Below are 26,382 nucleotides of genomic sequence, written 5' to 3'. Positions count from 1 at the left end.
TATATTTCATTGTTAAATCTTATTACATTTATATTATAGCAATACGATTTTTAAAATACAAGCCCTTATTTACATCTAAAAATTAAAATTGGACTTTTCGTGTTCCGTTTTACTTCATTTCTTTTTATCCTCATTGTTTGGATCGTACCATACCATTTGAATTTGAAAAATATCACTGTCCTTAAGACCCAAAACATTCTTAAACAGACTATAATTAGAAGCGGATACTATGTCCAATATTAGGGCATAAATCCGCTTTTTTCTTACATGATATATTCCATAATTAGAGATTAAAAGTATGGTCTATTATGTATACAATAATACAGGAACTTACGTTCGATTTTGTATTAGGGAATATATCCCACAACGTGAGGCGTAGCAAAGTCGAGAGACCGACCGTACAAAGGAGTTAAGAGGTGAAGAACTATGCGTGTACAAGAGGTGATCCTAGAGAATGGAAAGAGATACATATTAGTAGATTCAGATGGGGTTCCTGTGATTCCTGTGGTGAAGTACCTCAAGTATTTGGATGTTACAGGGAAAAGCAGCAACACACAGAAGACTTATTGTTATGCACTCAAACAGTATTTCCTGTACTTACAGGAAACAGAGAAAGATTACAAGCATATAAGATTAGAGGACTTGGTGGAGTTTGTGGGATGGCTTCGGAATCCGTATGAGAGCACCAAGGTAATGTCCCTTCGACCTGTGCAGACAAAGAAAACAGAAAGGACAGTGAACCTTACGGTCACTGCTATCACAAACTTCTATGACTATTTATACCGAAATGAGGAGTTGCCACGTGATATGGAAGAGAAATTGATACGTCAGGTCTTTACAGGCGGGAGAACGCGGTATAAGAGTTTCCTTCATCATGTCAACAAGGACAAGCCATCCATGCGGAATGTGTTGAAGATAAAAGAACCTCGCAAGAGGGTGCAGACACTTACAATAGAACAGGTGGAGCAAGTCTTAGCGGCAACAACGAATATACGGGATACCTTCCTCATCCGACTCTTGTTTGAGACGGGGTTAAGAATTGGAGAGGCTCTTTCTTTATTTTTGGAGGATTTCAAGTTTAGTCATCAAAAAGGACATCGTATTCGTCTGACGGATCGCGGGGAATTAGAGAACAGTGCGAAACTAAAAACAGGGGAACGCGAAATCTTTGTTTCACAGGAGCTCATGGACTTATATGATGACTACATGTATGATGTCGTTGACGAATTGGACTTCGAAACCAATTTTGTGTTCGTCAAACTGCGCGGTAAGAACAGGGGTAAACCGATGACCTATGGTGACGTGGAAGCTCTATTCAAGCGGTTACGTCAGAAAATAGGGCTGAACATCCACCCTCACCTGTTCCGTCATACGCACGCGACGATGTACTATCAAGAAACGAAGGATATTAAACAGGTGCAAGAGCGACTGGGCCATTCACAAATCCAAACGACCATGAACCTGTACCTTCATCCTTCGGACGAAGATACCCGTAAGGTTTGGGAAAAGGCACAGGGAGCATTTCAAATCAAACAACAGAATGGCGGGAAAGAATGAAGCAAACTTATCAGAGTGATACAGAGCAACTTGGATTTCATGAACGATTGCAGCGCGAGCTGTCGAGTTATTCTGTGAAGGCCATAGAGAAAGATGGCTCCGTTGCCATCCATCACGTCAAAGATCCCTACTTCTTGGTTAACGACATTTGGAATGTCGACTTTTTGAAAAACATTCCACAATTTCAAGAGATGGCGAAGAATCATAGTAAAAGAAGAAGACGGAATATGCGTTTTGAAATCAATAGCGCGACTGTCAACTTGGAAGTGAAATATGTTTGGTATCAGAAATTATTTAAAGACGAATGGGCAATTGGCACCGTGTTTGGCGGGCAAGCAACGAGCTTACGAAGGTTAACAGCATTTCTCAATGAAAAATACTCTAACCTCCCTTCTCTCCTTGATTTGAACATCGATCAAGTGGAACGGGAGTGGTTGTTTTGGTTAGAACAGCAAGGTGTTCTAACACAACAGACAATACAGCACATGACGTATGGTGAACTTATTAATAAAACACCCACCGCAACCTTTTTACGAGTTATCCATTCCAAATTTCTCACGCTGACTGATACGCGTGAAGAATGGGAGAAAGATCGATGGGATGTGCGGGTGTTACATGGCAAATATGGAATTAACTATAACAAGACCCAGACTAATTATTATCTTGATTTCACCAAAATTGAACAAGTGGAAATGCGCCAGTATTTTAAAAAGTATTTCAAACAACGCTTACTTAGTAAGAATCATTTTTCATGGGATACAGCTTCAATATATTTAATATATTTACCAAGGTTCTTGTCATTTATATTTTCCTTAGAACCTACATGGACAAGTTTAAAAGGATTGAAACGATCGCATATGGGACTGTATATTCAATGGTTACATGAATACGCAAGAAATAATTTGACCCAAAAAAATGCGAACCCTGAACGCTATATATCACATGCACTGACCTACACGGGAAAATGCTTGGAAGACATCCAGCGATATGAATACGATATTGCTCCTGAAACTCCTGTACGATTGTTACTCTTTCCAGAGGACAAGCCAAAGTTAAAAAAGAAATCGATTGATCAAATTGATTACATTCCTGAATTTGTATTGGAGCAACTTTTCGCGCACATCGATGACTTACACAAAGAGGTCATTCCAGTGGTATGGGTGGCTTTTAAAACAGGGCTTCGCATTTCGGATGTATTAGGTTAACCTCGAATTGTTTGGAGCGAATTAACAGTAACTACTCTATTGTCACGGATATTGAGAAGACATATGTGCAAGGACATAGAATCCCAATTGACGAAGATTTAGCAAATATCCTCGCGGTTCTTATTCAACAATCCCAAGAGAATAGCAACCAAGAGAATAACCCCGAAGGGTTTATTTTTGTTCGTTACCGAGGTGTACGGAAAGGTAGGCCTTATTATCAACGATGGATTCGAGAACAATTAAATACACTAGCAAAACAAAAGAATATTGTAGATGAGAATGGAAAACTCTTTCACTTCAAAACTCATCAATTTCGCCACACCTATGCTGTCAAAATGTTAAATGGCGGCGCAGATATACTAACTGTACAGGAACTAATGGCGCATGCCTCGCCTGAAATGACCTTGCGGTATGCCAAACTGTTGGATGACACAAAGAGAAAGTCATTTGAAGCAGCCTTTAGAAATAAAAGTCTACACCGTTTCAATTCAAATGGTAAGGTGCAAGAAATTAAGGCAGGCGAAGATATCCCAGAGGACATCCTGCAAGCTCTTTGGCAAAATCACAAATTAAACGCGATGGAAAATAACTATGGAACGTGTCACGCTCGTTTAAGTGGCGATTGTCCTTATATGGAGGAGGCGCCTTGTTTAACGTGTGGTAAGGGAGGTACCCCTTGTAAGGACCTAGCAATTGGCTTTTCCGATTTCGATATCGGAAAATATGAGGATCATATCAAAAGAACCTCTAGAAATATGGAATTAGCAAAACAGCATGGACGTGAAGACATTGTGGAGAAAGGTTCTAGAAATTTGAAGCGTTATGAAGAGATTTTAAGCAAGCTCCAGGAAGGGAATGTTATCTTCGGCAGAATAGAACGAATAAAGCGAAAGCAGGGTGTAGAAAATGGCTAACTACGATCGTAAAGAACATTTAAAAGCAATTCATGCATCAAGAAAAGCGACTACTTCGCAAAAGGTGGATAAAGCCATCCAAAGGCTCGTGCGAGCCAATGGTCCTATCAATTTTAATAGTGTGGCAAGCGAGGCTAGCGTAGCAAAAGCGACGCTATACAACAACCGTGAGCTGCGTGAACGAATTGAGAGCCTGCGCCAGCAACAAGCGGAAGCTCCTACACCAAAACAAATCAAGCGTGAAATAGATGAAAACAATAAAGATGCAGTTATCGCCTCTTTGAAACGTAAGATTAAGAGGTTAGAAGAAGAGAAAAAACAACTGCGTGAGCAATTGAAGGTTGCTTATGCAGAAGTTTATAGAAAGATTTGAGGGAACCATGTTCCTTTCTTTCTTCGGTTAACGAAGAAGAACCGTTTAATAACAAGCTCAAATAAATTATAGTGTTGTATTTAGGGGTACCGCCACATCGCCATCAAGCTAAATTTTATAATATCCCCAGAACGAAAATTTCTTCGTTTTGGGGAACTACCAATTTCTTAAGTTGATGGGCATGGGGTACCGCCAGCATTCGTTAATTATCTTAACTCCAAAGTGACAATCATTGTTAAATCAATGGTTGTCACTTTGTTTACATGTATTCAATGTAGTTTTAAGTTGTTTAATTAACTCTGTTCGAGGAAAATTTATACTAATCCGGCTTTATAAACCAAAAACTAGTCAATAACACGAAAATAAAGTGTTATTGACTAGTTTTTGGTTTATTGCATTATCGATCCCCGTGAGCGGAACAAAAAGGTTTGAGTCTCTTTGTCCGGCTGCTTTCGACCAGCTGTCCCGACGGTCGGATTCACATCGGCAAGTTCGTCGGCACACACAGCCCCCTCCCGAGGCTGCCATCAGCGGACGCAAGCTGCCATCTCCCAGCAAATTTTCGGCTTCCGGTAGCGGTGCATGTCCGTTTCCGTCAACACGTTGATCGCCCATCCGTCAAACAACCGACGCATATCTGCTTCGTCAAAAAAACGTTTCCGCCGCCCCTCATGCTCGTAATAACGGGGTTCCAATTCGATGCCCTGGCCGGCACCGTAATGAACATCGTGCGTGGAATTCAAGCGGGCTAGCAGCATTCCGCCAGTGCCGACAACTCTCGCAATTTCGCTAACGATAGAAACAGTATCGTCCCAGTGAAAATAATGCAGGGACAAATCCGCGACAACCGCCCTCGCGCTACCATCCGGAAACGGCAATCCTCCTGTCATATCGAATAGATTTGTTTCAACGTCTGGCACATATTTGCGTATAATCGCCAACGACTCAGAGGAGAAGTCGCAGGCGATGACCCGATAACCTCGTTCTGTTAAAAACAAAGAGTCGCTGCCATATCCGCAGCCAAGATCAATGACCGGTCCATCTTGGGCCAATTCTAGCATCGGCTCGTATTTTTCCAGCCAAAAATCTACTTGCGGCTTGCCGAGATTCACATCGGCAAACACCTCGTTCCAATGTTCAACTTCTGAACGTCTCGTCATGGTCAGAACCTCACTTTCTGCGGAGAAGAGCGTAATAATTAGATGCTTGCTATCATTTTGACAAAAGGAAAGCTTCCTTTCTAGATCGCACATACCTGTCCGTTAGCTTAATGCCTCCCGGTCAGTCTAAGACTTTATTTCCTTAAAGGGGGCTCACCAACATTTCCCAATTACCTTAACTTCGGCTTGTAGAATACCTTCTTCAGATAAGATTTTTACATTTCTACTCGGTGCAATAATTCGTATTTCATCACCTTTTTTTAATTTAGATGGTACAAACACTAAATTCACTTCCTCTCATTTTTATTCTTTAGTTGAGTGAAAATTCCTACATCTATTATACCTTGATTGGAAAAATGAGGTACTGTTTTTATAATATTGACTTTCACTTTATTGGGTACCGCCCACATCGCTATCAAGAACAGGTTACTTCAAAACAATAAAAACGAGCATAATGCACAAAATTTTCGTTTTGGGGGAATTTCAAAATCTTAAGTTGATGGACATGGGGTAGCACCACACATCCATCAACTTAAGAATTTTCAATAATCCCAAGTACAAAAAAACGTTATTCTTTCTAAACAAGCTAGATGAGAAAGAATAACGTTTTTTTATGATTCTCTCGTTTCAAGATGAATTACAATTATTTGCGGAAGAATTACAACGATATGTTACACCTGTATTCTTGGAAGAGCTTGCAAGAGAAATAGAATTTATAAAACGCAAACGTAAGTTTTCTGAGTCGGACTTAGCTACTGTGTGTATTTGGGTCGGTCCACAGGTGGCAAGTGAGCCCATAGTCCGATTATGTAGTAGGCTTCATGCAGCTACTGGTACTTTGCTTAGCCTCGAAGGCTTAAATAAACGTTCAAATGCTAAAGAAGTTTTGTTTTTACAACATATTTTCTCTTTACTGTTACAACAAAAAGTAGCTGAACAAACGCAAATGCAATGTAGACAAAAGGATTTAACATCTAAAGAACATAAGAAGCAAATTACATATAAAGAACGCAGTAAGCGATTAGTGCAATTAACTTTTACATTACAAATATTCCTTTGGAATATCTACCAAAAGAACAAATATACGATTTTTATTCCTTACGATGGCAAGTTGAACTTATCTTTAAAATTTGGAAATCATTTTTTCGTATTCACCATTGTAATTCTGCAAAATTAGAATGACTAGAATATCACTTGGCGTACCACCAACATTTTAACGAAAATATACGCTAAGCAAATTTTGACATAAAAAAGCGATGATTTTACTACTCTAAGCAACTTATTCATTTTCAAAAACGAGGGTATTTAAGACAAATAAAATTCACATTTTGAGAATCTCTTAACGTATAAAAACGTTAAAATGTGCATGTTCCCCCTTTTATAATCTTAAAACTCACTCCAGTAATTCCTTACAATGTATATATATTGATAACGCAAACCCTAATTATAGACAAAGGGAGAAGAATGTTTATTATTCTCCTCCCTCTGTCTATTAACAATACTTGATTATAGCTCTGTAAACTTTTTTATTCATCTCGTGTTATTCTACGAATAGTTTAAGATATAAATACTTCTTATTTGATATTTAGTGCTGATTCACTGAAAACATATATTCTTTGTATGTTTTTCGTGTGGATAGAATAAGCCCCATCATTAGCATGTTCGAAAATAAAGAGCTTCCGCCATATGATAAAAATGGAAGTGCAATACCTTTGACAGGCATTAATCCCACAATCATACCGATATTTTGAAAAAATTGTAACATTAGAACGCCTACAATTCCTGCACATAGTAAGGTGCCGAATAAATTACCTGCGGAATTACCAATTATAAGTATTCGGGAAAGTAGTAAGAAGAATATGCATATTATAAAAGTGGCAACTATAAAACCGCCCTCTTCAGCAATTGTGGCAAAAATGAAATCAGTATGTTTTTCTGGAATATAAACATTTCCAGAACCGAAGCCTTTTCCTTCTACCCCTCCACTACCAACAGCTAAAAGTGATTGTTGAGTTTGATATCCCTGATCTGTATGCTGAAATGGATCTAACCAGCCTAAAATTCGCGATTGTTGGTGAGGCTTTAATAAAGTAACTAGGTTATTGAAGAAAATATCTGGATATTTTACGTATATAAATATTAAAGCAGACAATACAGTCATCGGAATTCCTGCACATAGTATGATTAACTTTTTTTGAATTCCTGACATAAATATAATACATGCAATGGCTGCTATATATAGGAACACCATTCCCGTATCGGGTTGACTATATACAAGTAACGCAGGTGGAATAGTTATCAAACATATTTTACCAATCAAAAGTAAATCAGTTTGAAATGTCCGTGCCATATATTGTGCATTATGTTTTACGACTAAACTTGCGGCCAGAAGAATTAAGGCAAGCTTAAAAAATTCAGCTGGTTGAATAGCACCAATAATTGGAAATCTAAACCATCTTTTTGCCCCTAATATTTCAGGTGTAAAACTTGACACTGGTAATACCTTTAAAATGATAATTGAGATGAACCCCACAATATAAATCGGCCAAGCTAATTTTTGTAATTGATCTAAATCGATATTGGCAACAATTAATAATAGAACAAAACCTATGGCGTAATTTACCATTTGTTTCATAGCAAAATTTTGGTTACCATATTGCCCGGTTTGCTGACTGCTGTATATTGCAACAATACTGGTGATACATAATATGAATAAAATGAATATTAGTTTCTTATCTAATTTTTTTAAAAAAACTATTTTCCCCACCATTTCAACCCCCTAGACATTGTGGTATTCACTTTTTATAGGAACTATCCTGTTTTTTATGTGTACATTAACATTTATTAATATAATTTTACAATAATAAGGAGATATTGAACATTCTCAAAATTATCCATACTTATGAGGCTACTTTAAAAGGTGACTGATTAGTGTGGATAAGGAAAGTTTATTTAAATGGAGACATTATGAGCCTAATATTATTTTGTTGAACGTGAAATGGTACCTACGGTAAAACCTAAATTCTCGTGACTTGGTGGAGTGCTTTTTAAGTCTTGCCTACTTTGCATGAGTCACTCCAAACTCATCTGAACCAGGCATGTAGTCAGACCATTTTTAGAATACGGGTATCACTATGACCTGGTTTAATAAATACCTCACACGAATCTTAAAATTCTTACATTATAATTTTTCTGAATTACTCTTTGGATTTTTTCGGAGAAGTTCTTCAATAAGCTTTGCTTTTTCATTCACCCTTGTTGCATATGTGAAATCACCATAACAATATGGATACCTAAAATTTTTTTTATTTCCACCACAAGTGTACATCTCTGGATTTTGATCAACTTTCATCTTAGAAAAATTTTTGGCCGAATCTTCCGAGTGTTGTTTAACTTCTTGACTCGCAATAAAATCAATATACCCTGGTCCCATATTATAGCTTTGAATAATTGTCTCCATGCTAACATCTTTTTCCGTTCCATATTTGTACATTTGAGCAAAGTGTTTGACCCCTTGTCTAATGCTCAAGCTTGTCTCTTGAATTTCATTTGGCTTTAATCCCAGTGATTCAGAAGACTGCATAGGGTCGTTTCCCTCACCTCTACTCTCTTGGTACATAATTCCTAATAAAACTGCTGTTTTACCTTCTAAATTATATTTTTCTAATTCTCTTTTCACGGTTAGCTCATATTGCAATAAACGTTGTTCGGTAGCAATCGCTTTATTTCTTTGAATATTGGTTTTATGCTTAACATAAAATATTACAGACATGGTTCCTAAACCTAAAATACTAATAAAGAATAATATAATAAATCGTGTTTTAATCGTATGCTTCATACATTACTCCTCCTCCTATAAAAAATCCGTACCTTTTTGGACTCAAAATTATTTTTTTAGGTGTAAAGTTTAATATAGGAATTTAAAGAAAAAACAACCGCCTGAATTGTGGATTTTTCAAGGCGGCTTATTTTTTGAATCGTTTCCTTCCTCCTACAAGTATTACACTTTTTTTTTGAAATTTTTTGTTCTTTGTTTTGCCCAATTGATACATTTCTTTTCAATTAAATGATACGATACTATAGAACAAAGTATTGTCATTGTAATACATAAGATAAGAAGGAAAAGGATAGGTATTTTTGTATACAAAAGTTTAAATAGTACCATCATGATTGGAAAATGACATAAATAGATACTATATGAAATTTCTCCTAAGTATACAAATACACTCTTATTTAAAATTTCTTTTACCTTTAGATTATTCATGGCCATTATAATCAGTATACTAACACCAATTACGACACCCCAATCCTTTAATAGGAAAGCAGTATCACTACGAGAAATCAGCAAAATTCCAGTAGAGTATACATATAAAAAGCTTCCTAGTGTGATAAGAAGATTTCTTTTTAAATTTTTCATATTTCTATATAAGTGGGTAAGTTTTTCCTGATGCTTAAAAAGTAACATTCCGACCATAAACATAGATGTGAAATGCAGTGTATCGGCATAACCATTATAAAATCCCTCAGCTTTCCCAATATGCAACATATTAAGGAAAATACCAATTAAAGAAAAGCTCATAGCAAACAGTATCGTTTTCTTCCAACTCTGTTTATAAAATAGAAGGAATAACAAGGGAAACACGATAGATATACGCATTTCTTGAGCTAATGACCAGATAACCGGATTATAATTATCCGTAAAAAAGTTATTAAGAAGTACAAAGTGATTGATAATATCTAATTTTGTTATTGGCCCTTGCCACTTATCATAGAACCAATCTCGAAGTCCTGTAACTTCATATGATGAAAATAAAATAAATAAAGCAAAGGTGATAAATATCCAGAAATAATAAGGGATATAGATTCGTACAAATCTCTTAATTAAATATCCCCAATAATTTGTTTTTGAATGATAGAGTGCCATAGATAGCACAAAACCACTGAGTACATAAAAAATGATTACAGCTTCTCCACCAGCCCATAAAAACCTAAGAGGCGATAGTTTTATAGAATTAGGCAATGATGGTAGCATCAAACAAAAATGTCCGATTACCACTGTAATAGCTGCTAATCCCCGTATAGAATCTAACTCTTTTATTCTCTTACTCATAAAGTCTTCTCCTTGTAAATTGTAGATTTTACTGTTAATAAAGGCCACTATACTAGTGTAGTGGGAGAATTGTACATATATACGCATAGGGTAGAAGGAACTATTAAAATAAAAAGTAGGGTAAACTTTAAATTTTTGAACTCTTTTTTTTTAGGTAATCTAACTTTAAATATTGTTCTTATCACATTACTTTTAGCAGAAATCACCCCATTATTACTGTTCGACTATATTTTTAGGATTACAATTAATAGACAATCTAAGTAATAAATTTGTTCCATAGTTACAAAAAAATTAAACCAGTGTGCCTCAATTGAATATCAAAACACACTGATAACTTAGTCTTTTTCTTTTTGTCTACTAAAAAGGGGTAAGACCCCATCACAATCAAGCCAAGAAAAGCAAATACCCAAAACAAGAAAATTTGCATCTCCAAATTATGGTACCATTAAACAAAAATGTCCAAATACAACTGTTATAGCCGCTAGTCCTCATATGATTCTAATTCGTTTATTCTCTTACTCATAAGGTGTTTTCCTTGTAAATTATAGCTTTTGTTATTAATATAGATGACTATACTAGTGTAGTGAGTGAAGTAAATATATTTTGTTTACTTTTCTTTAAACTTCCGATATAAACACTACAGAAAATTGTGGATCTTTTAAAAGCATTTTTCATATTTATGCATAAATTATAGAATAAATATAGAAAGAAAAAAGAAATTTTATCTAAAAAATTTTTTAAGATTTTATTAAATTTATTGACTCACATAAACATATTTACGTATTTTAAAAGTTATTTTAGCGTTAATAAAAATCACCATACTAGGGGTCACCATACATCACCATCAAGCTGAGAAAAGCAAATAACCCAAAACAAAAAAATAAGCTTTTTTGTTGCAAGTTAGTACAAAATTTCGTTCTGGGGGTACTATAAAATTTTAGCTTGATAGCGATGGGGTAGCACCAACAAAACGCGAATTTCGTACGCTAAGCGATTTTTCACAGGAAAAAAGCTGTTTTCCTGTATCAAAGGAATAATCAGCTTTGTTATAGTATATATTAAACTTTATATATTGTTAGTTAAATTATGTTCATGAATTATTTGTTATTTAAAATAGCTTTTTGGGCTTTTTCTTTATCATCAAAATGTATTGTTTTATCCTTTAAAATTTGATAAGTTTCATGACCTTTACCTGCAATGAGAACAATGTCATTGGATGAAGCCATTTGTATAGCTTTATTTATAGCCTCTTCACGATTAACCTCTAATTTATACTTTGAATTGTTAAATTTCAACATACCTTTTTCAATATCTTTAATAATTGTCAAAGGATCTTCAGAACGCGGATTATCAGAGGTTACAAATACAAAATCACTGTATCTACAAGCAATTTCCCCCATTACAGGTCGTTTTTTTGAGTCTCTATCTCCTCCACAGCCAAAAACAGTGATAATTTTTCCTTTTGAAAATTCACTTATTGTAGAAAGTACATTTTCTAATGCATCAGGTGTATGAGCATAATCAACTAATAAGAGAAAATCCTGGCCCTCATCCACGATCTCCATTCTACCTTCGACGCTTTTTATACTAGATAGGCTATTGCTAATATCCTCAAGTGGAATGCCTTCAATCAATGAAGTTGTTATTGCTGCCAACGCATTATAAACATTAAATCGTCCAACTAAGTTGAGATTAATTTCTAATTCCCCATTAAAAGAAGAAACTAAAAATCGAATACCTTTTGGACTTAAAGCTATATTCTTTGCTTTAACATCAGCTACATTATTTATTCCGTATGTAATAACTTCAGCGGAAGTTAACTTTTGAAAATAATCTACTGACTGATCATCTGCATTAAGAACAGCAAATTTTTTATCTATGGGAGAAAATTCATTCCCAAGTCTTGAGAAAAAAAGACCTTTTGTATACTTATACTCTTCAAATGTTCCGTGATAATCTAAATGATCTTGAGTTAAGTTTGTAAAAACAGCAGTTTTAAAATTGCACCCCATAACTCTACCCATATCTAAACCTTGTGATGTAACTTCCATAACACAATACTCTGTCTGATGATCTTTCATTGCTCGTAAATTTCGCTGAAGAATTGGCGGCTCTTGAGTGTTTATATCAGTGGGATACAATTCTGTACCAATTTTTATTCCGTTATTCCCCATGAGACCTGTTTGAAGTCCATAGTCAGTCAAAATTTTCTCAAGCAAATACGAAGTTGTTGTCTTACCGTTTGTTCCTGTAATTCCAATTAGTTTCATTTCATCAGATGGGTATCCATAAAAGTGCGAGGCAACAACAGCCATAGCATATCGTGCATTCTTAACAAATATTTTAGGAACATCGATGTTTACGTCTCTTTCTACAATTAATGCTACCGCTCCGTTTTTCACTGCATCTTCCGCAAAATGATGCCTATCCTCAAGAAACCCTTTAATACTTGATACACATATAAATAAATTTCCTTTTTCTATCTTTCTAGAATCCATTTGTAAACCTGTAATTTCTGTATCCATGTCCCCAACGGTCTTTTTAACCAAAAATAGATTTGCTATTTCTTTTAGCTTCAAAATAAACACCTCTCTAATAATTATTCTACCTTTTCAGTTTAACATTTTATTATATTTTATTTAAATTCTGAATTAATTGTATGATACGAATTTTCTCGCCGGATGCATAAATAATAGTACCAAAAACGACCGTTTATGGTATTTTACTTATTTCTATCCAGATTGAGAAAAATACTATTCAAATTTAGTTTCAAAACTCATTACCCAAAATAAATGATCCTAACATATTAGTCATATACAATATGTTAGGATCGTGATATTTTAAGTATTTTTTGGATTTAGGTCTTGATAAACTTGCATTTCTTCTTTCAATGAGCGCCATGGTTCTATTTTTATCGATTTTGTACTTTTGTCTCTAAGCGTATACACATGTACATAATATGCTTCTTTTTTCTTTTTCATAATACAAATAACTTCCCCTTATATTCTTTATATTTTTTTAATAACATTATAAATAAGTGTGTAAAAATTACACACTTCATTTAATATTCTCTCTTGTCACTTTCATAACTATTCCCCCTACCTTAACATATATTCACTTACTTTCATTAAATCAAAAAACAGGTAATCATGTTTAATCACAATTACCTGTTTTTTTCATTTATATCTATTTTTTATTTCTTAAAATCTCATTAACCTCTTCGACACTTAATTCAGCAGCCTCTGCAACTTTCTCTAAAGGTACACCTACTTTAATCATGTTTTGAATTAGTTGTATTTTGGCTTCTTTTGCACCTTTTTCTTCTGCTGTTTCTATTTCAGATATTCTATCTTTTATTTCTTTTTCTCTAGCCCAATATAAGCGTAAAAAATCCTTATCGCTACTTAAACGCTCCCAATCCTCTATCGCTTTTTTAAAAACTGGATCTTTTTCCATTGCTATCGCCTCCAGGATTGTTGTTAATCTCTCATCCTCATGCGCAGGAAATAATAGTAACCAACGCGCTAAAGAATCTTCCCACGGATCCATTCGTTTTCCCTGCCATTCTTGAATCACTTTTGGGATTTCAAGAAAATGCAACTGCATATTTTCGGTAATGATACGTTTAGATTTTTTATTCATCACTGTATTAACATTATGAAACTCCTGCTCCTCTGGAAATAGAATGAAATCCACTATATTAATACAAATGGTTGGTCTTAATTCTGTATATTTCATCCCTTGAGTCATTTGAGAATAATACATACCTGACCAATAGAACAAAGAACGCTCTATCATATCTTTTTTGTCTCGAACTTGAATCTCTATATTAATTTTTATACCACTATTTAGCGTAGCTCGCAAATCTAAAATAGACAGTTTATCATCCTTCTGCTCTCTTGGAAGATGCGGATCATCTAAGTGCAAAGATGTAATTTCTTCATCAATAGATGATTGTAGTACCGCGTTAAGAAACCCAATTAATATATCTTCATTTCCTTCTACTCCAAACAAACGTTTAAAAGCATAATCAACTCGTAAATTTACTAGATTCTTTTTTACATATACACTCATATTCTCCCTCTACCTTTCTCGTTTTAAAATTGTATTTAAGAGCATAAAAAAAGATAGAATTATATTCTATCTTTTTCTCCTCTATTCATCTCATCAAATATGGATACTAGTTACTTACTATATAAGAAATATCCTCTTCACACATATTTGTCGCATTTGCAATTGTCGTGATAGAAACTCCTTCATTGTAAAATCGTTGAATGAGTTCCAGTCTTTCTTGTTCCCTAGCTTTTTTATCTACGTCCATTAATTGTTGCATAATATCCATATACTTAACACACACCTTTCTTTTATATAAAATCCCCTAGTTAAATTGTTACGATTTATTATATTGTGCGGAAAACTGGTTTGAAAGAAGCTTGCATCGCATCATCCAGACCTTTCCCTTGTGCTGGGTTCCATGCTGCAATAATTACGTTATAGCCCACTTTCTTTAACTCTGTTGCAAAAGCAATTAAAGCAGCTCTTACTTTTTCATTCTCTACTAAGTCGGCATCAAATGCTAAATATACATTTTCTACGCCCATATCTTTTAATACTGGCATAACGATTCTCCATGCATTTACACCTGGAATCGCAAGAACTGATGACCCTACTTTAGCTAGTTCTTCTCTATTTAGTCTTTGAGGAAGTAAATCGGCAATCAAATCTGCCTTCATCGGCCCTTCTGTAATCATTACTGATTTTGTTTTGTGCAGCGTACCAGACTTCCAATGTTTCAAATGTGAGCTTGGTACCGCTACATGTACAGGGAGTGGATTTTCACTACCTCCCGCACCGGTTCCTTCATTTTTGTTTGCTGAAGAGATCCATAAGTATTTTTGACCTTTATGTATCTTTACAACAACTTTTTCCCCGCCGATTAATAACTCTTTATTTTTCCCTATTTCTAGTTTTCCTTCATAGATACAATCACCATTTTTCGTTATTTTCACAACATTAGGCTGTTGGACTAGTTCAGCTTGTATACCTGTAGGTCCAGATTTCACATGAACAGAGTTCTTTACTTCATCTACACGTACTTGCCAACCAACAATTTGATTATATTGGTTTCGGAACGGAATCATAACTCCTGGAAAACCTGCCATTAAACGAAGAGAAAGTTGTCCTTTCTGCATTTCATAAAAGCCAGGTATCCCCTTCCAACAATCTTTTTTGCCAATTTGTTTAAATAACTTTTCCCAAATGGTTGTGTACGTATTATCATCTTCCAAAACAATTTGTTGCTTTAAAAAAGAACGATATTGACGTACCTGTACTTCTTCTTCAGTCATTTTTCTCTCTTGCAGTAAATGTATATGGTGATTCTCCTCTAACGGCAAAAATTCGATTAAATTACGATTAAATACATCTAATTCTTCATTACTACGCTTACTATGTCCCTTTACCACATCTACAGCTGGTAATTTGTATTGCTTCTTACCATTTAGATAATGGATGTAACTTGGATTACTTGAATTTTTACCGTATACCCACTTACTTTCCACACGGGTACATGCTACTTTCTCCTGTGAAACATGCAGCATACAGTTTCCAATACCATTACAGATTGGGCATGGAACACGATAAAATTCCCACCAACTTCCTCTTGGATGTGCAGTTGTTAAACGAAATTGTCCTTTTTGTATGTTATAATTCATCATTTCCCACTCCTTATATACTATTTATTATATATGGAACAGCTACTTCCATTAAACTCTTTATACCTCTATTTAGATGTTCTCTTTGTTCTCCTAACGGATATACAAAAGAATATGTATCACAAACTAAATAATCGTTTCTATGTTCTTGATTTAGCAAAGCTGATTCTACATATGCTTCAAATGCTCTAGCAAACATCTCATGATTTGTAGACCAATACTTTTTAGTTCTCTTCTTATCTAACTTAATGGCTGTATCAAAGTATACAGACCCTTTCACTTGATAGGGTATTTCACTAAGTTTTTCGCCTGTTTTTTTATAATGATATGCAGCTAACATTTGTGCGGTTTTCTCAAATTCTTTTTCAATTTTACGCTCCATACGCGCCTTTGGTGCTCCTGATAAAATATCAAGCTTCCTACACAAACTAGCATGATGTGATTCTAAAATATTTGAAATATTTCCTTTAAACACATCATAACTATCGATAACACCACCAAAGAAATACCACTTTCTACTGTAGGCATTTTCCACGTTGATTACTCTGGCCACTTTCCCTTGTTTACAAGTATCTAACACAGCTTGCATCTTTTCCTTGATAATAGCAGGCAAGATATTCCCAATACTCTTCCCACTTGATAAGAAAGCAAGACTGCCATTTTGAAAATCATGACTACAATCATATAAGAAATGATCCAATGCATGTCCCCATTCATGACACAATGCCCCGACTCCATTATCGCGAGTTAAATTAATGACTTTGGTAGAAGGTTCATAATGTGCTAATGCATTGCCGCTTCCTCTCGCACCGATCGCAAGTCCTAAGCGTCCTCTTAACCCTATATACTCAGGTGGAATCCCTAATATGCGAGCTAAATCATGCAATGCTTCAGATACATGCCCAATATGCTCTTTTGCATATTGTTCTGTGCAATAATGACCAAATTGCATCCCCTTCAACCCAAACATAGCAACTACGTCTTCAGGTTTGGTAGCAATTTCTACTTCTGGCCCTTTTCTTTGCAGGGTATCCGGCAGTTTCCTACTCCAAGCAGCTGCGGATTTCTTACGAGTCGTAACCTTTTTCGTAAGTAAATCATTCCATGTTAGTTCATGTGATACACGAAGGTACGTAGAATTAATACTTTTTGAATTTGTGCAAAGTGATATGAATTTCTTACCTAATATTAATAATTCCATACCATCTGCATCAACAAACTCATCAAAATATTCCTCTACCATTCTTTTAAATGTGAATGTTACATTCTTATTTTTTCTAAATGCAGACCAACCATTGTTCATTTCCATTCCATAAGAGACCACAAGATCTACCCATTGTTCTGAGGTATGTACCGACTGGATATCATGCCATATTCTTCTACATGCTTGAACATATAGTTTCCTTGCAGTCGGTGTATCTACAATTGGCTTCTTATTAATTCTGCCCACTAGCAACTGCTTTAACTTTGCAACATGTGGCGGGACATCATTTTCTTTTTCATGTTCAAAAGAGAATGGAATCAATGTATTTCGATCCAATGCATTTAGCGCCTCTACTGGAGATTCTTTTTCAATTTCAGCTAAAATTTCTAAAGAAAATGATACTAAAAATGATTCTTTTAAAGCTCGTATCTCTTTCTTTGCTCCCACTAATTTCTCACCTACATCATAACTGTATCGATTACGAACTTGTTTATCTGTTCTCACATCTTGTACCATTATGTCTTCTCCTACCTCTAAACCAAAAAGTTCAAATAAATTCATACTAAAATCCTCCTGAATAAAATAAAAGACAGAAATTCATAGTCATTTTGCACTACGGATTTCTGTCATTCCCTCTGTTTGTACACTTCCATATAGTTATGTAAATCACTCATTACGATACACTCACACCTGTTAAAGAGAATAGATCCTCTTTTGTCGGATTTAGTGCTTGTAACCAGCTATCTACCTCTAGAAAGTTTACTTTTTTTAATTGTTCACCTTTCTCCGCACGCTTAGCCACTTCTAAACCTCCATGGTGATGCACAATCATTACAAGATCATCTTTCTTGAAAATACAATCTACATCTGCAGAGTTTATATGTTGGTTACGTAGAATTGGTTTCCATTTCTTAAGTGAATAACCTTCTACATCTAAAAAGCCACGGATAGCAGTAAAGCGAAAACTCGTCCCTCTAAAACATCTTTCCAATAAAAAAAGGAAATCCCGTACACATCCATTAAAATGAACATGATACAAATAGATTTCCCCTGCTTGTTTTGCTTTTCGCTGTGACAAGTTTGATGGTTTAACGGAAAACTGATAACAATCTCGTTCCCAAAATGCTCCTTCTTTTGTAACTCTCATTCGTAATGCACGTAAACTTGGAATAAGTTCATCTGGATGCGCAGAACAAAATAAAGATACTTCATAACTGATATTCATAAAAAAATCCCCCTAAATAATAATTTTTGCCCCGTGTAATAATGGGTTCTACCAATCAAACTGACTTGAAAACAACACAAAAAGGGCTTCTTCAAGTCGATTAAAAATGTACATAGCAAAATAAGCTATATATACACTAATCGGCTCAAAGAAGCCCTTTCACAATTGAAACAAGACGCAACTTGCTTCTACAACTCAACCACAACACATAAAGTGTGGGAATAAACGGAATCAAATAAACAATAAATATAATTCCATATTAATGAATTCATACAAAAATTTCAATAATTTTATGTGTCCTTAAAATATCCAGCTCTTTTTTTAAAAAATTCATACGCTTTAACGCTACCTTGGTTTCTTCATCAAATGATATAATTCCCTCCTCGATAATATTGAATTTAATATTGAAATTCTCTAAATCTCGATGTATTATATTTTTGTGTTTTTCTCAGTTCCCTAGCCGAGAATACATCATCACTTCTGAAAGAACCCGTACTCCAACGGGTTTTTTTATTCCTCTTCTTGTAAATCCGATTATTTGAATGTAAAATTGTAAATAAGTTCTAAAATTTTGAATCGAGATGAACATCATGAAAAGTTTTGGTATGTTAGTACTCTCTACTGTCTTTTCAGTGCTCCTAGTATATTATAATGTCATCTCCTTTTATAATAAGTTTTCATCAGGAAATACATATTATTGGTTAAACGGTATCCTAGCTGTTGGATTCCTTATATCCTTAATTATCAACATAAAAGATATCATCAAGAAAAACTACAGGACCTCATAATAATAGGAGTTGATACATATGTGGAAAAAGATTAATAATTATAAGTTTCATCTAAAAGATTTGAAATTTATGACTTGGCTATTTCCAATTGTCGGTTTGTTATATGCCTATGAATTTTTTTCTGGGCTAATGTACCACCAGGAGGTTCGTTGGCTTAAGTTAATATGCATGGCGATAATGATTATAGGATTTATGGATATTAGAAAAAAGCTTAAAAACAAAGATTATAAAGCGGCTTAAATCACCAAATACTCTTGAACTCATTTTTGAATTATTGTATTATATTTTCGGGTCTTACTTCATAAATCATTATCAAGAGAATCTGCAGGTTTGCAGGTTCTCTTTCACAAAATTGATGCACCTTTTCGTTTGTTTTGGTAGATGTTCAATCAAATTGAAACTGTATCCTTAGGTTTAATAAGTCCTAATAAAAACATAATAAAAAAAGAGTGCGATTAAGACATGCACTCTTTCAAAAGACTTTACCAATCTCGATGATCATCATGATCACGATCGCGTTCATGATTACGTCTACGACGACACTCATCACAATCGCAGTCACGTCTACAATGACAGTCGTTAAAATCGTTTCTTCTTCGTCTACGGCCGCAACCGCAAAAGACTAAATCATCCCAAAATCTATTACAATCTCGAGAATGTCCAAAATTATTATCCCATCCCATAGATATGATTCCCTCCTCTAAAAATAGAATTCATCATATTCTATGATTAAAAGGTAGAAATAGTTTGTTTACTAGCCTATGTTTCAAACTGATAATATTTCAATTTGCAAGTCTATCTCACGCCTTATCTTTCCTTAACAGCAAACAAGACGCCACCCAGATCACAGCAGCGCCTACGATAATTGCTATACACTTAATCAAAATCATTTATCCTCACATTATTTATTTCTTTGCTTCCATACCCCATTCTCTTTACGATAAATATTCTTGCCATCCATGAAGTCAGCTGTCTTACCCGGAATGTTATATTTCTTATTCTTTTTCTTTTTCTTAGCCTTCTTCTTCAGCCTTTTCTCTTCTTGAACAGCTTGCAAATCCGCCTTCCATTGCTTCAACAAATCCTTTTCACGTCGCATCGAATTTGTACCCCTCAGATTAAAATGTAAACCAAATAATTAGATTCTACCTATTTATATAGAATCCTTTAATCCAAATGTACATTTTGTTCAATAAAAAAAGAACACTATAAAGTGTCCTAAGCTTCTGAGTATAAAATATACGACAATGCCTTGCCATTTCTAATGGCGCAACCTAAAAGAGCTTTATAGCGGAATATATATAGCTCTCGGAAAAGGAATAAGTTGGTTGGCATTGATTCGATATTGTATGATGAAAGCCTCCTTATGTGCAAACGAAAGAGAGCACTCCCCCAATAAGTGCTCTCTCTTGAAAAAATATAGGGGAACATGTTGGAAACCGTTCAGTGTCATTATATAATATGATACTCATTCCCGACTATGCCTAAGTCATGTATTAAAGGGACTTAATGTGTAATTTCTATACAACAAAGAAAAAAGCACCCGAATGGATGCTTAAATTAAACTTATTCATTATCAATATCTCTACTTTCATCATTAACTGATTTCGGGTCTAACATGATTCCTATATCCGGTGGCAAAATTAACTCTATACCAGCTACTGGTTGATTGTCCTCATTAAAGTAATACTTCTTTATCTTATTCAACTCTTCATTTTTCTTATTTTCACTCATATTATCCCGCCTTTTATGTATGATATTAAAAACTTTTCTTAATATGTACATTGAAAGAGATATTATACTATTTTTCAACTCTCACAAAACTTTTGAACTACCCCCACTTTCACTTCGTTTAGAAGTGAGGGATTCCTAAGTAAAGAGTTCTATCGAACTCTAATTGATTAGGCTAACCCCGCAGTCCTTGCGGTTAGAAGCCTTATCGCTTCATTCTTTAGATTGATACTTGCGTTAATATCCCTATCATGGTGTGTACGGCAAGAAGGGCAATCCCATTTACGTAGGTTCAGATTTTTAACGTCTTTGTTTTGATATCCACAACAAGAACATAATTGGCTAGAAGCAAATGTTTTCGATACGACAATGACTTGTTTGCCATACCATTTTGCTTTATATTCCAACATGGTTCGAAACTGTGACCAAGATACTTCACTAATTGCTTTTGCTAACTTATGATTCTTTAACATATTCGATACTTGCAAATCCTCTATACCGATAACATCGTGGCTTTTGATGATTTCAGTTGAGATTTTGTCTAAGTAATCTTTTCTAGCATTTGATATGTATTCATGAATTCTAGCTACTTTTACTCGTTGTTTATTCCAGCGAGAAGATCCTTTCATTCTTCTAGAAAGAACACGCTGTGCTTTCGCCAACTTATCTTCTAATGATCGGAAAAACTTCGGATTTTCATAGGGTGTTCCATCTGACAAAATGGCGAAATCTTTTAGTCCTACATCTATCCCAATGTAAGAATGTGTTTTCGGAAGTTCTTGCACTTCTGTTTCAACTAACAATGACACAAAGTATCTACCAGAAGGGTTGCGTCTAACCGTAGCATTTAAAATACGTCCTTGTACTTCACGACTTTTGGCAAATCGAACAAGACCTAGTTTTGGCAATTTTATTTTGTTTCCTACGACAGCAATGTTTTCATTTGTTTGTTTTGTGGTGTAAGATTGTACGTTGTTTTTCTTAGATTTGAAACGCGGGGCACTAGTTTGTTTTTTGAAAAAGCGTGTATAAGCATCCGCAAGGTTGCGAACAGACGACTGAATCGCAATACTATCCACTTCTTTGAGCCAAACAAATTCTTTTTTTATGGCAGGGAGTTTGGCAGAGCATGTACCATATGTCAAACCTTTCCCCGTCTCTTTGTATGCGTTATCCCATAGAGATAGGAAATGATTGAATACAAAACGAGAACAGCCAATTGTTTTATTAATTAGGGTTGCTTGTGTTTTATTTGGATAGATACGAAATTTATATGCTTTATTAATCATCATTCATTTCACCTCCATTTCGGCATGTGTCTATTATACAACAAACATACATTCGATAGATAGTGAAGTAACACTTTATGTATATCGAACAATTAAGATGGCTTCCTGCCATCTCTTGTCCGAAGCCAATTCATCTCCCACCTACTCACTTCGCATTCCTTGAGGAAGGAGTCTTCTTGGCTAAAATGATAATAAATATCAAAGTCTGCTCTCGGTATAGACTTCTTGCCCTTTGGTTGATGAGACATCTTTACATAAGATTGAATAACTGATAGTGGCACTGCGAATACTGACTTATCCTTACTAAACTCAATAAGAAAAAAACATATCGCTCCCATCTTCTCCGCTTTCTCCAGGTAATCCAATTGATGCTGCGCAATGTTCTTTAAATCAAAACGTGTATCTTTCTCTGTAGACTTCGCTTCAAATGCTACAGCTCTCCCCTTATATACACCGTCATAGTCTACTGTGCTCTTTGCTTCATAGAATCCATTTAGTACACGGCCGCCTTTGCTCTTTAACACCTTCACAGGAGTCGGACGTTTGTTAATAAGCGCCACTCCCCCTCTTTGATACATTTCATTCGCTAAATTGATAAGCATTTCAAATGCCCTTCCACGGTTACCTTGTCCCAATGTTATTCTTCACTTTCTCTTAAAAGAATTATTTTGTTGAATTTTCTACTACCAATCATCAAAAATATCTTATAATCGTTATATACAAACTTATTTTAAGGAGTAGATAGAATGCCAGTTACACTCGAACTTATTCTTTTCATTCTTATAGCAATTAGTGCTGTTGGCTATTTGATAAAAGAATCTCAAAAAACTAAGAAAAGAACCCTTGGAATTTCACTAGAACTTTTAGTTCTTTTCTGGTCAATATGGAGAATATCAACTATCATAATTCAAATTTCAGAATATAATCTCTCGTGAATAAAATTCAATATTCCGTCAATACTGTATATGACATCAGATTTTCTCCTTGTTCCCCCTTGGAGAACCTAGCAGTTAGCTTTTGCTAGCTGCTCTTTATTTGTAAGAAGCACTCAATTAACTGGACTCACATATAATATTCTGAGTTCCTTTCTTTATAAAATAGTCGTTATAAAATGAGGTTCGTCACGAGAGCACTTTACTAAGTGCTCTTTTTTGGTTTTAAAATAAAACAAAATGAAATTTTTATTAAGAAAACTTATTTATACCTTTTAGTTGATTGTTTTCTAATTCAAGTTCACTTATTCTTCTTTGTAGCTTTTTAATTGTGTTTATAGCCATCAAAGATATATCTTTAACTTCTTTTTCGTTTTCTTCATATTCTTCTGTGGTCATTAATTCGGTGTTTAAATTTCCTCTCAAATGTAAATGCCATAGTTCTGAAAAAGTTTTATCAACTCTCAATTAATCACCCCCGTTTTCTATTAAAATGAAGTTTTTATATAAAGTTTTCTCAATATCTACATCCTGGAAATAATTTTCCTCTTATGGTAACATATTGGTAATCCTATAAAATTCTATTGTTCCATTAAAAAGGACCCCTACCCCTTTTCCGGGTCCTTTTTCAACGTTTTCTACTAAAATAGCGTTTTTTATTCAAATTGATGCCCTGCTTATTTGGACACATTTACCAGTATTTTTACCAAAAAATTCATGATATGGTTAATTAGTCGAGTACGTCATTACTTGACACATACCCTTAGAAGCCCTGTGGATAATCGGGGTTTCTTTTATTTAGATAACGATTTTATCTAAATCCATTCACTTATCTCATACTTTGACATACAATAATAGTGCCTTTCTGTATAATGTGAGTTCGTCACTTTCGTTATAATTAGGTATAAGGAGCGCTCTCGATTAGCGCTCTTTTTATTTGTTGTTAAATAAGGATTTTGTTTAAATTTCTTTAACCTTATTGATTCCTTTGCATACAGTATTATCACAAGAAATTCAATAAGTGCTCCGGTCTAGTTACCTTGAATTTTTTGCAAACCTTGTGGGAAGAATCCGTTTATAACAAACGGATTCTTTTATTTATCCATCATAAAATAACTATTTTGTTATATTCCTCACACCCTTAAATGAGGCAAGCATATGTTTTAGTATTATGTTTCATCGCTTATAGGGGTCCCCTTTTTTTCATGCCTCTTTACGAATAACCTTTTTTACATTACACATACTATCCTCAAGTCAACTTCCCATGACTACACTCTTTTAAATCGGAGCTTTACCCCTCCGGACTGTTTAGACACATGGCAGGTGATTTGGTCAATTACCTGCTATTTCCGATTAAAATAACTATTTTGTTCACTTTTTTGATACATTTACGAAACATTCATATGTTATCTTCAGTAAGTTCTTTTCTTTTCATAACATTGTGTGAGTTATACCAACACAAGAAGCCCTAGATCCCTAAATCTAGGGCTCCTTCGTTTAAATAACTATGTTGTTTGTTTTGATGTATAGACAACTATATATTTAGATTTTAAAATATTATTGTGATTCCCACTTGGTTTCACATACGACTTTTTTTCTTCGGTTATGGGGTTCTTACGTAATAGTAAGGACTATTTTTTTATTCCAATAAGTATTTTTTAAAATTTACATATCCATAAATTCCTTTAATAATTTCAATTTCTAATAAATCCATGTCTGTGTTATCAAATACTTCAAGCGCATGTAAAAGTTACGTAAAGATTGCTATGAGTCAATCCTTCCACCCCAGAAACGTTATATAATGAAATTGCAAACATTAAGTTTGTACCTTTCTGTACGACATAACTCTTTGCTAGGGGAAACCCTAGCTTTTTTATTTAGTACCCATAGCCAGTAAATCCGAATCCCATATTTCTCCTTTCTGATTCCGAAAGTCCCAATGTTTCTACTGACGCTATGACGCCTACAGTTGCCTCGTTCAATCAAATGAGTTTCTGACCTTTAGATACGTCATAACGCTATGTCTCCTAATCCAAATTCATTATCTCTTCTAAGGTTCTATCGGAAATATACGTGGTTATAATCTGTATCTTTCCGTATTTCTTTTTAGCCATTTCTATCGCTTCGCCTTCGGACTTTGCCTCAACCAACGAAGCTTCCACTTCTCATCTTTATCGTAAAACTCTACTGAGTACGTCATAACGCTATTACGCTTCAAGAATTTATCCACGGTACTTGTTGCAGTATAATCAAAACTTCCGACTACATCCTCCAGTGTTAGTTGTTTCATGCCCCTTACCCCATTGGACGCGATTTGATTTTGTTCTTATCTGCCTGATCCATAATTAATGCAGCAATTTCTAGTTGATGCCTTCCTAACTCTTTTGCTATTTCAAGAATATCTTTATCCTCATCCCACATTTCTCTTAATCGAATCACTTCGCTTTCATCAAACACTAAGTCCAACTCTTCTAAAGCAATATATAAGTTACGACGCGACTTCTTCATGTACTTTCCTTGCTGCAACGCCATTGTGTAAATCTCCTTTTCCAAATCCGTTCCAAGTCGTGGCATCCCATTTCCCCTCCAGTTGTAATTGATGAATTTCTCTTAACTCCGCCATAAGGGCATGACGTCTTCTATCCACTTCTTCAGGGCTGCGGCTCCCTGTTTCGCAAATACATGGTGCAAATTGATAGCAGCCATTCCCCATATCGTTCTTATTTACTCCCGTTCCTTCACATACGCACATTTCAATTTCCCCTTTCTATCTTTGCTATTGCTGCAAATATCGGATAAATTTGCTGAGGTACAACTGCATTACCTAAGCTTCTAATTCTGTCCATCTGATTGGGAAGCCCATCATCTCTTCCTAAAAAGCTGCAGCTAACACAGCATCTCAGCAACAAGCTGCACCTAAACAAGAGAAGGTTCACTTTGCAAACTACACAGATGCAAATACTGCAGGTTACTATGCTCTAACTCTAGATAGCCCAGCTTATGCTTCGCATTTAGATCGTGATGGCGCTGGTGTAGCTTGTGAACGAAATAAAGGAGATTAAAAATCTAGTAAAAAACCTTAGATTTATGAAAAAGCACTCTTATGAGTGCTTTTTTACTTTCTTTCGACAAAATATGACAATATACAAATAATCTGTTTGCTAATATGAGAAGAGAAAT

General features: G+C 34.9%; 24 protein-coding genes and 8 pseudogenes. 9 read left to right on the top strand and 23 right to left on the bottom strand.

What is annotated here, in order from left to right; genetic code table 11:
• The first annotated feature begins 426 nt into the window (after positions 1 to 426).
• From B9A45_RS29095 to B9A45_RS29085, 3 genes and pseudogenes are all read left to right on the top strand, one after another.
• Complete coding sequence (locus B9A45_RS29095; protein WP_084065656.1) at positions 427 to 1,557, top strand: tyrosine-type recombinase/integrase; 1,131 nt, start codon at positions 427 to 429, stop codon at positions 1,555 to 1,557.
• Positions 1,554 to 3,676, top strand: a pseudogene (locus B9A45_RS29090) (tyrosine-type recombinase/integrase). Before B9A45_RS29095 ends, B9A45_RS29090 begins: the two are co-directional and overlap by 4 nt.
• The gene (locus B9A45_RS29085) at positions 3,669 to 4,049 is read left to right on the top strand and encodes a DUF6262 family protein (protein WP_084065655.1); all 381 of its coding nucleotides are present in this window, start codon (positions 3,669 to 3,671) and stop codon (positions 4,047 to 4,049) included. Before B9A45_RS29090 ends, B9A45_RS29085 begins: the two are co-directional and overlap by 8 nt.
• A 527-nt stretch (positions 4,050 to 4,576) precedes the next feature.
• Here the strand turns inward: B9A45_RS29085 and B9A45_RS29080 are convergent.
• Together B9A45_RS29080 and B9A45_RS32990 are read right to left on the bottom strand one after the other, a co-directional pair.
• On the bottom strand, positions 4,577 to 5,209 hold the full coding sequence (locus B9A45_RS29080; RefSeq protein WP_084065983.1) for a class I SAM-dependent methyltransferase: 633 nt from the start codon (positions 5,207 to 5,209) through the stop codon (positions 4,577 to 4,579).
• A 153-nt stretch (positions 5,210 to 5,362) separates the two neighbouring features.
• Complete coding sequence (locus B9A45_RS32990) at positions 5,363 to 5,491, bottom strand: hypothetical protein (RefSeq protein ID WP_256891725.1); 129 nt, start codon at positions 5,489 to 5,491, stop codon at positions 5,363 to 5,365.
• 331 nt (positions 5,492 to 5,822) lie between these two features.
• Between B9A45_RS32990 and B9A45_RS31915 the strand changes: the two are divergent.
• Positions 5,823 to 6,388, top strand: a pseudogene (locus B9A45_RS31915) (transposase); the annotation flags it as partial.
• A 406-nt stretch (positions 6,389 to 6,794) separates the two neighbouring features.
• Here the strand turns inward: B9A45_RS31915 and B9A45_RS29070 are convergent.
• The gene (locus B9A45_RS29070; RefSeq protein ID WP_084065654.1) at positions 6,795 to 7,979 is read right to left on the bottom strand and encodes an FtsW/RodA/SpoVE family cell cycle protein; all 1,185 of its coding nucleotides are present in this window, start codon (positions 7,977 to 7,979) and stop codon (positions 6,795 to 6,797) included.
• A gap of 163 nt (positions 7,980 to 8,142) precedes the next feature.
• On the opposite strand from B9A45_RS29070, the pseudogene B9A45_RS31910 reads away from it, so the two are divergent.
• Positions 8,143 to 8,220: pseudogene (locus tag B9A45_RS31910) on the top strand (IS6 family transposase); the annotation flags it as partial.
• Positions 8,221 to 8,390: 170 nt separating this feature from the next.
• Here the strand turns inward: B9A45_RS31910 and B9A45_RS29065 are convergent.
• The 10 genes and pseudogenes from B9A45_RS29065 to B9A45_RS29035 all read right to left on the bottom strand — a co-directional run bounded on the left by B9A45_RS29065 (position 8,391) and on the right by B9A45_RS29035 (position 18,462).
• On the bottom strand, positions 8,391 to 9,047 hold the full coding sequence (locus B9A45_RS29065) for a lysozyme family protein (protein ID WP_084065653.1): 657 nt from the start codon (positions 9,045 to 9,047) through the stop codon (positions 8,391 to 8,393).
• A gap of 162 nt (positions 9,048 to 9,209) precedes the next feature.
• Positions 9,210 to 10,319 carry an acyltransferase family protein gene (locus B9A45_RS29060; protein ID WP_142263106.1) on the bottom strand — a complete coding sequence of 370 codons (1,110 nt, stop codon included), beginning with the start codon at positions 10,317 to 10,319 and terminating at the stop codon, positions 9,210 to 9,212.
• 437 nt (positions 10,320 to 10,756) lie between these two features.
• Positions 10,757 to 10,881, bottom strand: a pseudogene (locus B9A45_RS32985) (acyltransferase); the annotation flags it as partial.
• Positions 10,882 to 11,416: 535 nt separating this feature from the next.
• Positions 11,417 to 12,898 (bottom strand): UDP-N-acetylmuramoyl-L-alanyl-D-glutamate--2,6-diaminopimelate ligase, encoded by a 1,482-nt coding sequence (locus B9A45_RS29055; RefSeq protein ID WP_084065652.1) that lies wholly within the window; start codon positions 12,896 to 12,898, stop codon positions 11,417 to 11,419.
• Positions 12,899 to 13,159: 261 nt separating this feature from the next.
• The gene (locus tag B9A45_RS32410) at positions 13,160 to 13,300 is read right to left on the bottom strand and encodes a hypothetical protein (protein ID WP_179135417.1); all 141 of its coding nucleotides are present in this window, start codon (positions 13,298 to 13,300) and stop codon (positions 13,160 to 13,162) included.
• A gap of 205 nt (positions 13,301 to 13,505) precedes the next feature.
• Positions 13,506 to 14,393 (bottom strand): Rpn family recombination-promoting nuclease/putative transposase, encoded by an 888-nt coding sequence (locus B9A45_RS29050; protein WP_084065651.1) that lies wholly within the window; start codon positions 14,391 to 14,393, stop codon positions 13,506 to 13,508.
• Positions 14,394 to 14,499: 106 nt separating this feature from the next.
• Positions 14,500 to 14,661, bottom strand: coding sequence for a hypothetical protein (locus B9A45_RS32405; protein WP_179135416.1), 162 nt, complete (start codon positions 14,659 to 14,661; stop codon positions 14,500 to 14,502).
• Between the two features lie 58 nt (positions 14,662 to 14,719).
• A complete protein-coding gene (locus tag B9A45_RS29045) occupies positions 14,720 to 16,033 on the bottom strand; it encodes a DUF3854 domain-containing protein (protein ID WP_084065650.1) in 1,314 nt (437 codons plus the stop codon).
• A gap of 13 nt (positions 16,034 to 16,046) precedes the next feature.
• Positions 16,047 to 17,798, bottom strand: a complete 1,752-nt coding sequence (locus tag B9A45_RS29040; RefSeq protein WP_084065649.1) for an LPD1 domain-containing protein — start codon at positions 17,796 to 17,798, stop codon at positions 16,047 to 16,049.
• A gap of 112 nt (positions 17,799 to 17,910) precedes the next feature.
• Entirely contained in the window at positions 17,911 to 18,462 is a 552-nt protein-coding gene (locus B9A45_RS29035) for a hypothetical protein (protein ID WP_084065648.1), read from the bottom strand.
• A gap of 590 nt (positions 18,463 to 19,052) precedes the next feature.
• Between B9A45_RS29035 and B9A45_RS29030 the strand changes: the two genes are divergently transcribed.
• Both B9A45_RS29030 and B9A45_RS29025 read left to right on the top strand, forming a co-directional pair.
• Positions 19,053 to 19,250: a hypothetical protein gene (locus tag B9A45_RS29030; protein WP_071741338.1), complete on the top strand. Its 198-nt coding sequence runs from the start codon at positions 19,053 to 19,055 to the stop codon at positions 19,248 to 19,250.
• A gap of 18 nt (positions 19,251 to 19,268) precedes the next feature.
• Positions 19,269 to 19,490 carry a hypothetical protein gene (locus B9A45_RS29025; protein ID WP_071741337.1) on the top strand — a complete coding sequence of 74 codons (222 nt, stop codon included), beginning with the start codon at positions 19,269 to 19,271 and terminating at the stop codon, positions 19,488 to 19,490.
• Between the two features lie 242 nt (positions 19,491 to 19,732).
• Here the strand turns inward: B9A45_RS29025 and B9A45_RS29020 are convergent, their stop codons facing one another.
• The 5 genes and pseudogenes from B9A45_RS29020 to B9A45_RS29000 form a co-directional block, all read right to left on the bottom strand.
• Positions 19,733 to 19,933: a hypothetical protein gene (locus B9A45_RS29020; protein ID WP_080450850.1), complete on the bottom strand. Its 201-nt coding sequence runs from the start codon at positions 19,931 to 19,933 to the stop codon at positions 19,733 to 19,735.
• Positions 19,934 to 20,151: 218 nt separating this feature from the next.
• Complete coding sequence (locus B9A45_RS29015; protein ID WP_061654772.1) at positions 20,152 to 20,349, bottom strand: hypothetical protein; 198 nt, start codon at positions 20,347 to 20,349, stop codon at positions 20,152 to 20,154.
• 467 nt (positions 20,350 to 20,816) lie between these two features.
• Complete coding sequence (locus B9A45_RS32400) at positions 20,817 to 20,984, bottom strand: hypothetical protein (protein WP_001293569.1); 168 nt, start codon at positions 20,982 to 20,984, stop codon at positions 20,817 to 20,819.
• Positions 20,985 to 21,151: 167 nt separating this feature from the next.
• Positions 21,152 to 22,273, bottom strand: coding sequence for an IS200/IS605 family element RNA-guided endonuclease TnpB (gene tnpB / locus B9A45_RS29005; protein WP_084065647.1), 1,122 nt, complete (start codon positions 22,271 to 22,273; stop codon positions 21,152 to 21,154).
• 188 nt (positions 22,274 to 22,461) lie between these two features.
• Positions 22,462 to 22,905: pseudogene (locus B9A45_RS29000) on the bottom strand (Holliday junction resolvase RecU); the annotation flags it as partial.
• 111 nt (positions 22,906 to 23,016) lie between these two features.
• Between B9A45_RS29000 and B9A45_RS28995 the strand changes: the two are divergent.
• Positions 23,017 to 23,205: a hypothetical protein gene (locus B9A45_RS28995; protein ID WP_001145518.1), complete on the top strand. Its 189-nt coding sequence runs from the start codon at positions 23,017 to 23,019 to the stop codon at positions 23,203 to 23,205.
• 249 nt (positions 23,206 to 23,454) lie between these two features.
• Here the strand turns inward: B9A45_RS28995 and B9A45_RS28990 are convergent, their stop codons facing one another.
• From B9A45_RS28990 to B9A45_RS32980, 5 genes and pseudogenes are all read right to left on the bottom strand, one after another.
• Complete coding sequence (locus tag B9A45_RS28990) at positions 23,455 to 23,670, bottom strand: hypothetical protein (protein ID WP_061139907.1); 216 nt, start codon at positions 23,668 to 23,670, stop codon at positions 23,455 to 23,457.
• A gap of 1,559 nt (positions 23,671 to 25,229) precedes the next feature.
• Positions 25,230 to 25,492 (bottom strand): annotated as a pseudogene (locus B9A45_RS28980) (hypothetical protein).
• Between the two features lie 5 nt (positions 25,493 to 25,497).
• Complete coding sequence (locus B9A45_RS28975; RefSeq protein WP_084065645.1) at positions 25,498 to 25,776, bottom strand: helix-turn-helix domain containing protein; 279 nt, start codon at positions 25,774 to 25,776, stop codon at positions 25,498 to 25,500.
• Positions 25,691 to 25,954, bottom strand: coding sequence for a hypothetical protein (locus B9A45_RS28970; RefSeq protein ID WP_084065644.1), 264 nt, complete (start codon positions 25,952 to 25,954; stop codon positions 25,691 to 25,693). The genes B9A45_RS28975 and B9A45_RS28970 overlap by 86 nt, the downstream gene beginning before the upstream one ends.
• A gap of 1 nt (position 25,955) precedes the next feature.
• Positions 25,956 to 26,075, bottom strand: a pseudogene (locus tag B9A45_RS32980) (DNA (cytosine-5-)-methyltransferase); the annotation flags it as partial.
• 3 nt (positions 26,076 to 26,078) lie between these two features.
• Here B9A45_RS32980 and B9A45_RS28960 point away from each other — a divergent pair.
• A pseudogene (locus B9A45_RS28960) lies at positions 26,079 to 26,264 on the top strand (excalibur calcium-binding domain-containing protein); the annotation flags it as partial.
• Positions 26,265 to 26,382 lie beyond the last annotated feature (118 nt).

It is taken from the genome of Bacillus sp. JKS001846, assembly GCF_900176455.1.
GTDB lineage: Bacteria > Bacillota > Bacilli > Bacillales > Bacillaceae_G > Bacillus_A > Bacillus_A cereus.
Note: the sequence above shows the minus strand (reverse complement) of the source record. Positions and strands in the feature narration are given on the sequence as shown.

Coding starts and splice junctions, on each gene's coding strand:
- B9A45_RS29095 (WP_084065656.1), top strand. CDS start 427: ATGCGTGTACAAGAGGTGATCCTAGAGAATGGAAAGAGATACATATTA.
- B9A45_RS29085 (WP_084065655.1), top strand. CDS start 3,669: ATGGCTAACTACGATCGTAAAGAACATTTAAAAGCAATTCATGCATCA.
- B9A45_RS29080 (WP_084065983.1), bottom strand. CDS start 5,209: ATGACGAGACGTTCAGAAGTTGAACATTGGAACGAGGTGTTTGCCGAT.
- B9A45_RS29070 (WP_084065654.1), bottom strand. CDS start 7,979: ATGGTGGGGAAAATAGTTTTTTTAAAAAAATTAGATAAGAAACTAATA.
- B9A45_RS29065 (WP_084065653.1), bottom strand. CDS start 9,047: ATGAAGCATACGATTAAAACACGATTTATTATATTATTCTTTATTAGT.
- B9A45_RS29060 (WP_142263106.1), bottom strand. CDS start 10,319: ATGAGTAAGAGAATAAAAGAGTTAGATTCTATACGGGGATTAGCAGCT.
- B9A45_RS32410 (WP_179135417.1), bottom strand. CDS start 13,300: ATGAAAAAGAAAAAAGAAGCATATTATGTACATGTGTATACGCTTAGA.
- B9A45_RS29050 (WP_084065651.1), bottom strand. CDS start 14,393: ATGAGTGTATATGTAAAAAAGAATCTAGTAAATTTACGAGTTGATTAT.
- B9A45_RS32405 (WP_179135416.1), bottom strand. CDS start 14,661: ATGGATATTATGCAACAATTAATGGACGTAGATAAAAAAGCTAGGGAA.
- B9A45_RS29045 (WP_084065650.1), bottom strand. CDS start 16,033: ATGAATTATAACATACAAAAAGGACAATTTCGTTTAACAACTGCACAT.
- B9A45_RS29040 (WP_084065649.1), bottom strand. CDS start 17,798: ATGAATTTATTTGAACTTTTTGGTTTAGAGGTAGGAGAAGACATAATG.
- B9A45_RS29035 (WP_084065648.1), bottom strand. CDS start 18,462: ATGAATATCAGTTATGAAGTATCTTTATTTTGTTCTGCGCATCCAGAT.
- B9A45_RS29030 (WP_071741338.1), top strand. CDS start 19,053: ATGAAAAGTTTTGGTATGTTAGTACTCTCTACTGTCTTTTCAGTGCTC.
- B9A45_RS29025 (WP_071741337.1), top strand. CDS start 19,269: ATGTGGAAAAAGATTAATAATTATAAGTTTCATCTAAAAGATTTGAAA.
- B9A45_RS29020 (WP_080450850.1), bottom strand. CDS start 19,933: ATGGGATGGGATAATAATTTTGGACATTCTCGAGATTGTAATAGATTT.
- B9A45_RS29015 (WP_061654772.1), bottom strand. CDS start 20,349: ATGCGACGTGAAAAGGATTTGTTGAAGCAATGGAAGGCGGATTTGCAA.
- B9A45_RS32400 (WP_001293569.1), bottom strand. CDS start 20,984: ATGAGTGAAAATAAGAAAAATGAAGAGTTGAATAAGATAAAGAAGTAT.
- tnpB (WP_084065647.1), bottom strand. CDS start 22,273: ATGATGATTAATAAAGCATATAAATTTCGTATCTATCCAAATAAAACA.
- B9A45_RS28995 (WP_001145518.1), top strand. CDS start 23,017: ATGCCAGTTACACTCGAACTTATTCTTTTCATTCTTATAGCAATTAGT.
- B9A45_RS28975 (WP_084065645.1), bottom strand. CDS start 25,776: ATGCCACGACTTGGAACGGATTTGGAAAAGGAGATTTACACAATGGCG.
- B9A45_RS28970 (WP_084065644.1), bottom strand. CDS start 25,954: ATGTGCGTATGTGAAGGAACGGGAGTAAATAAGAACGATATGGGGAAT.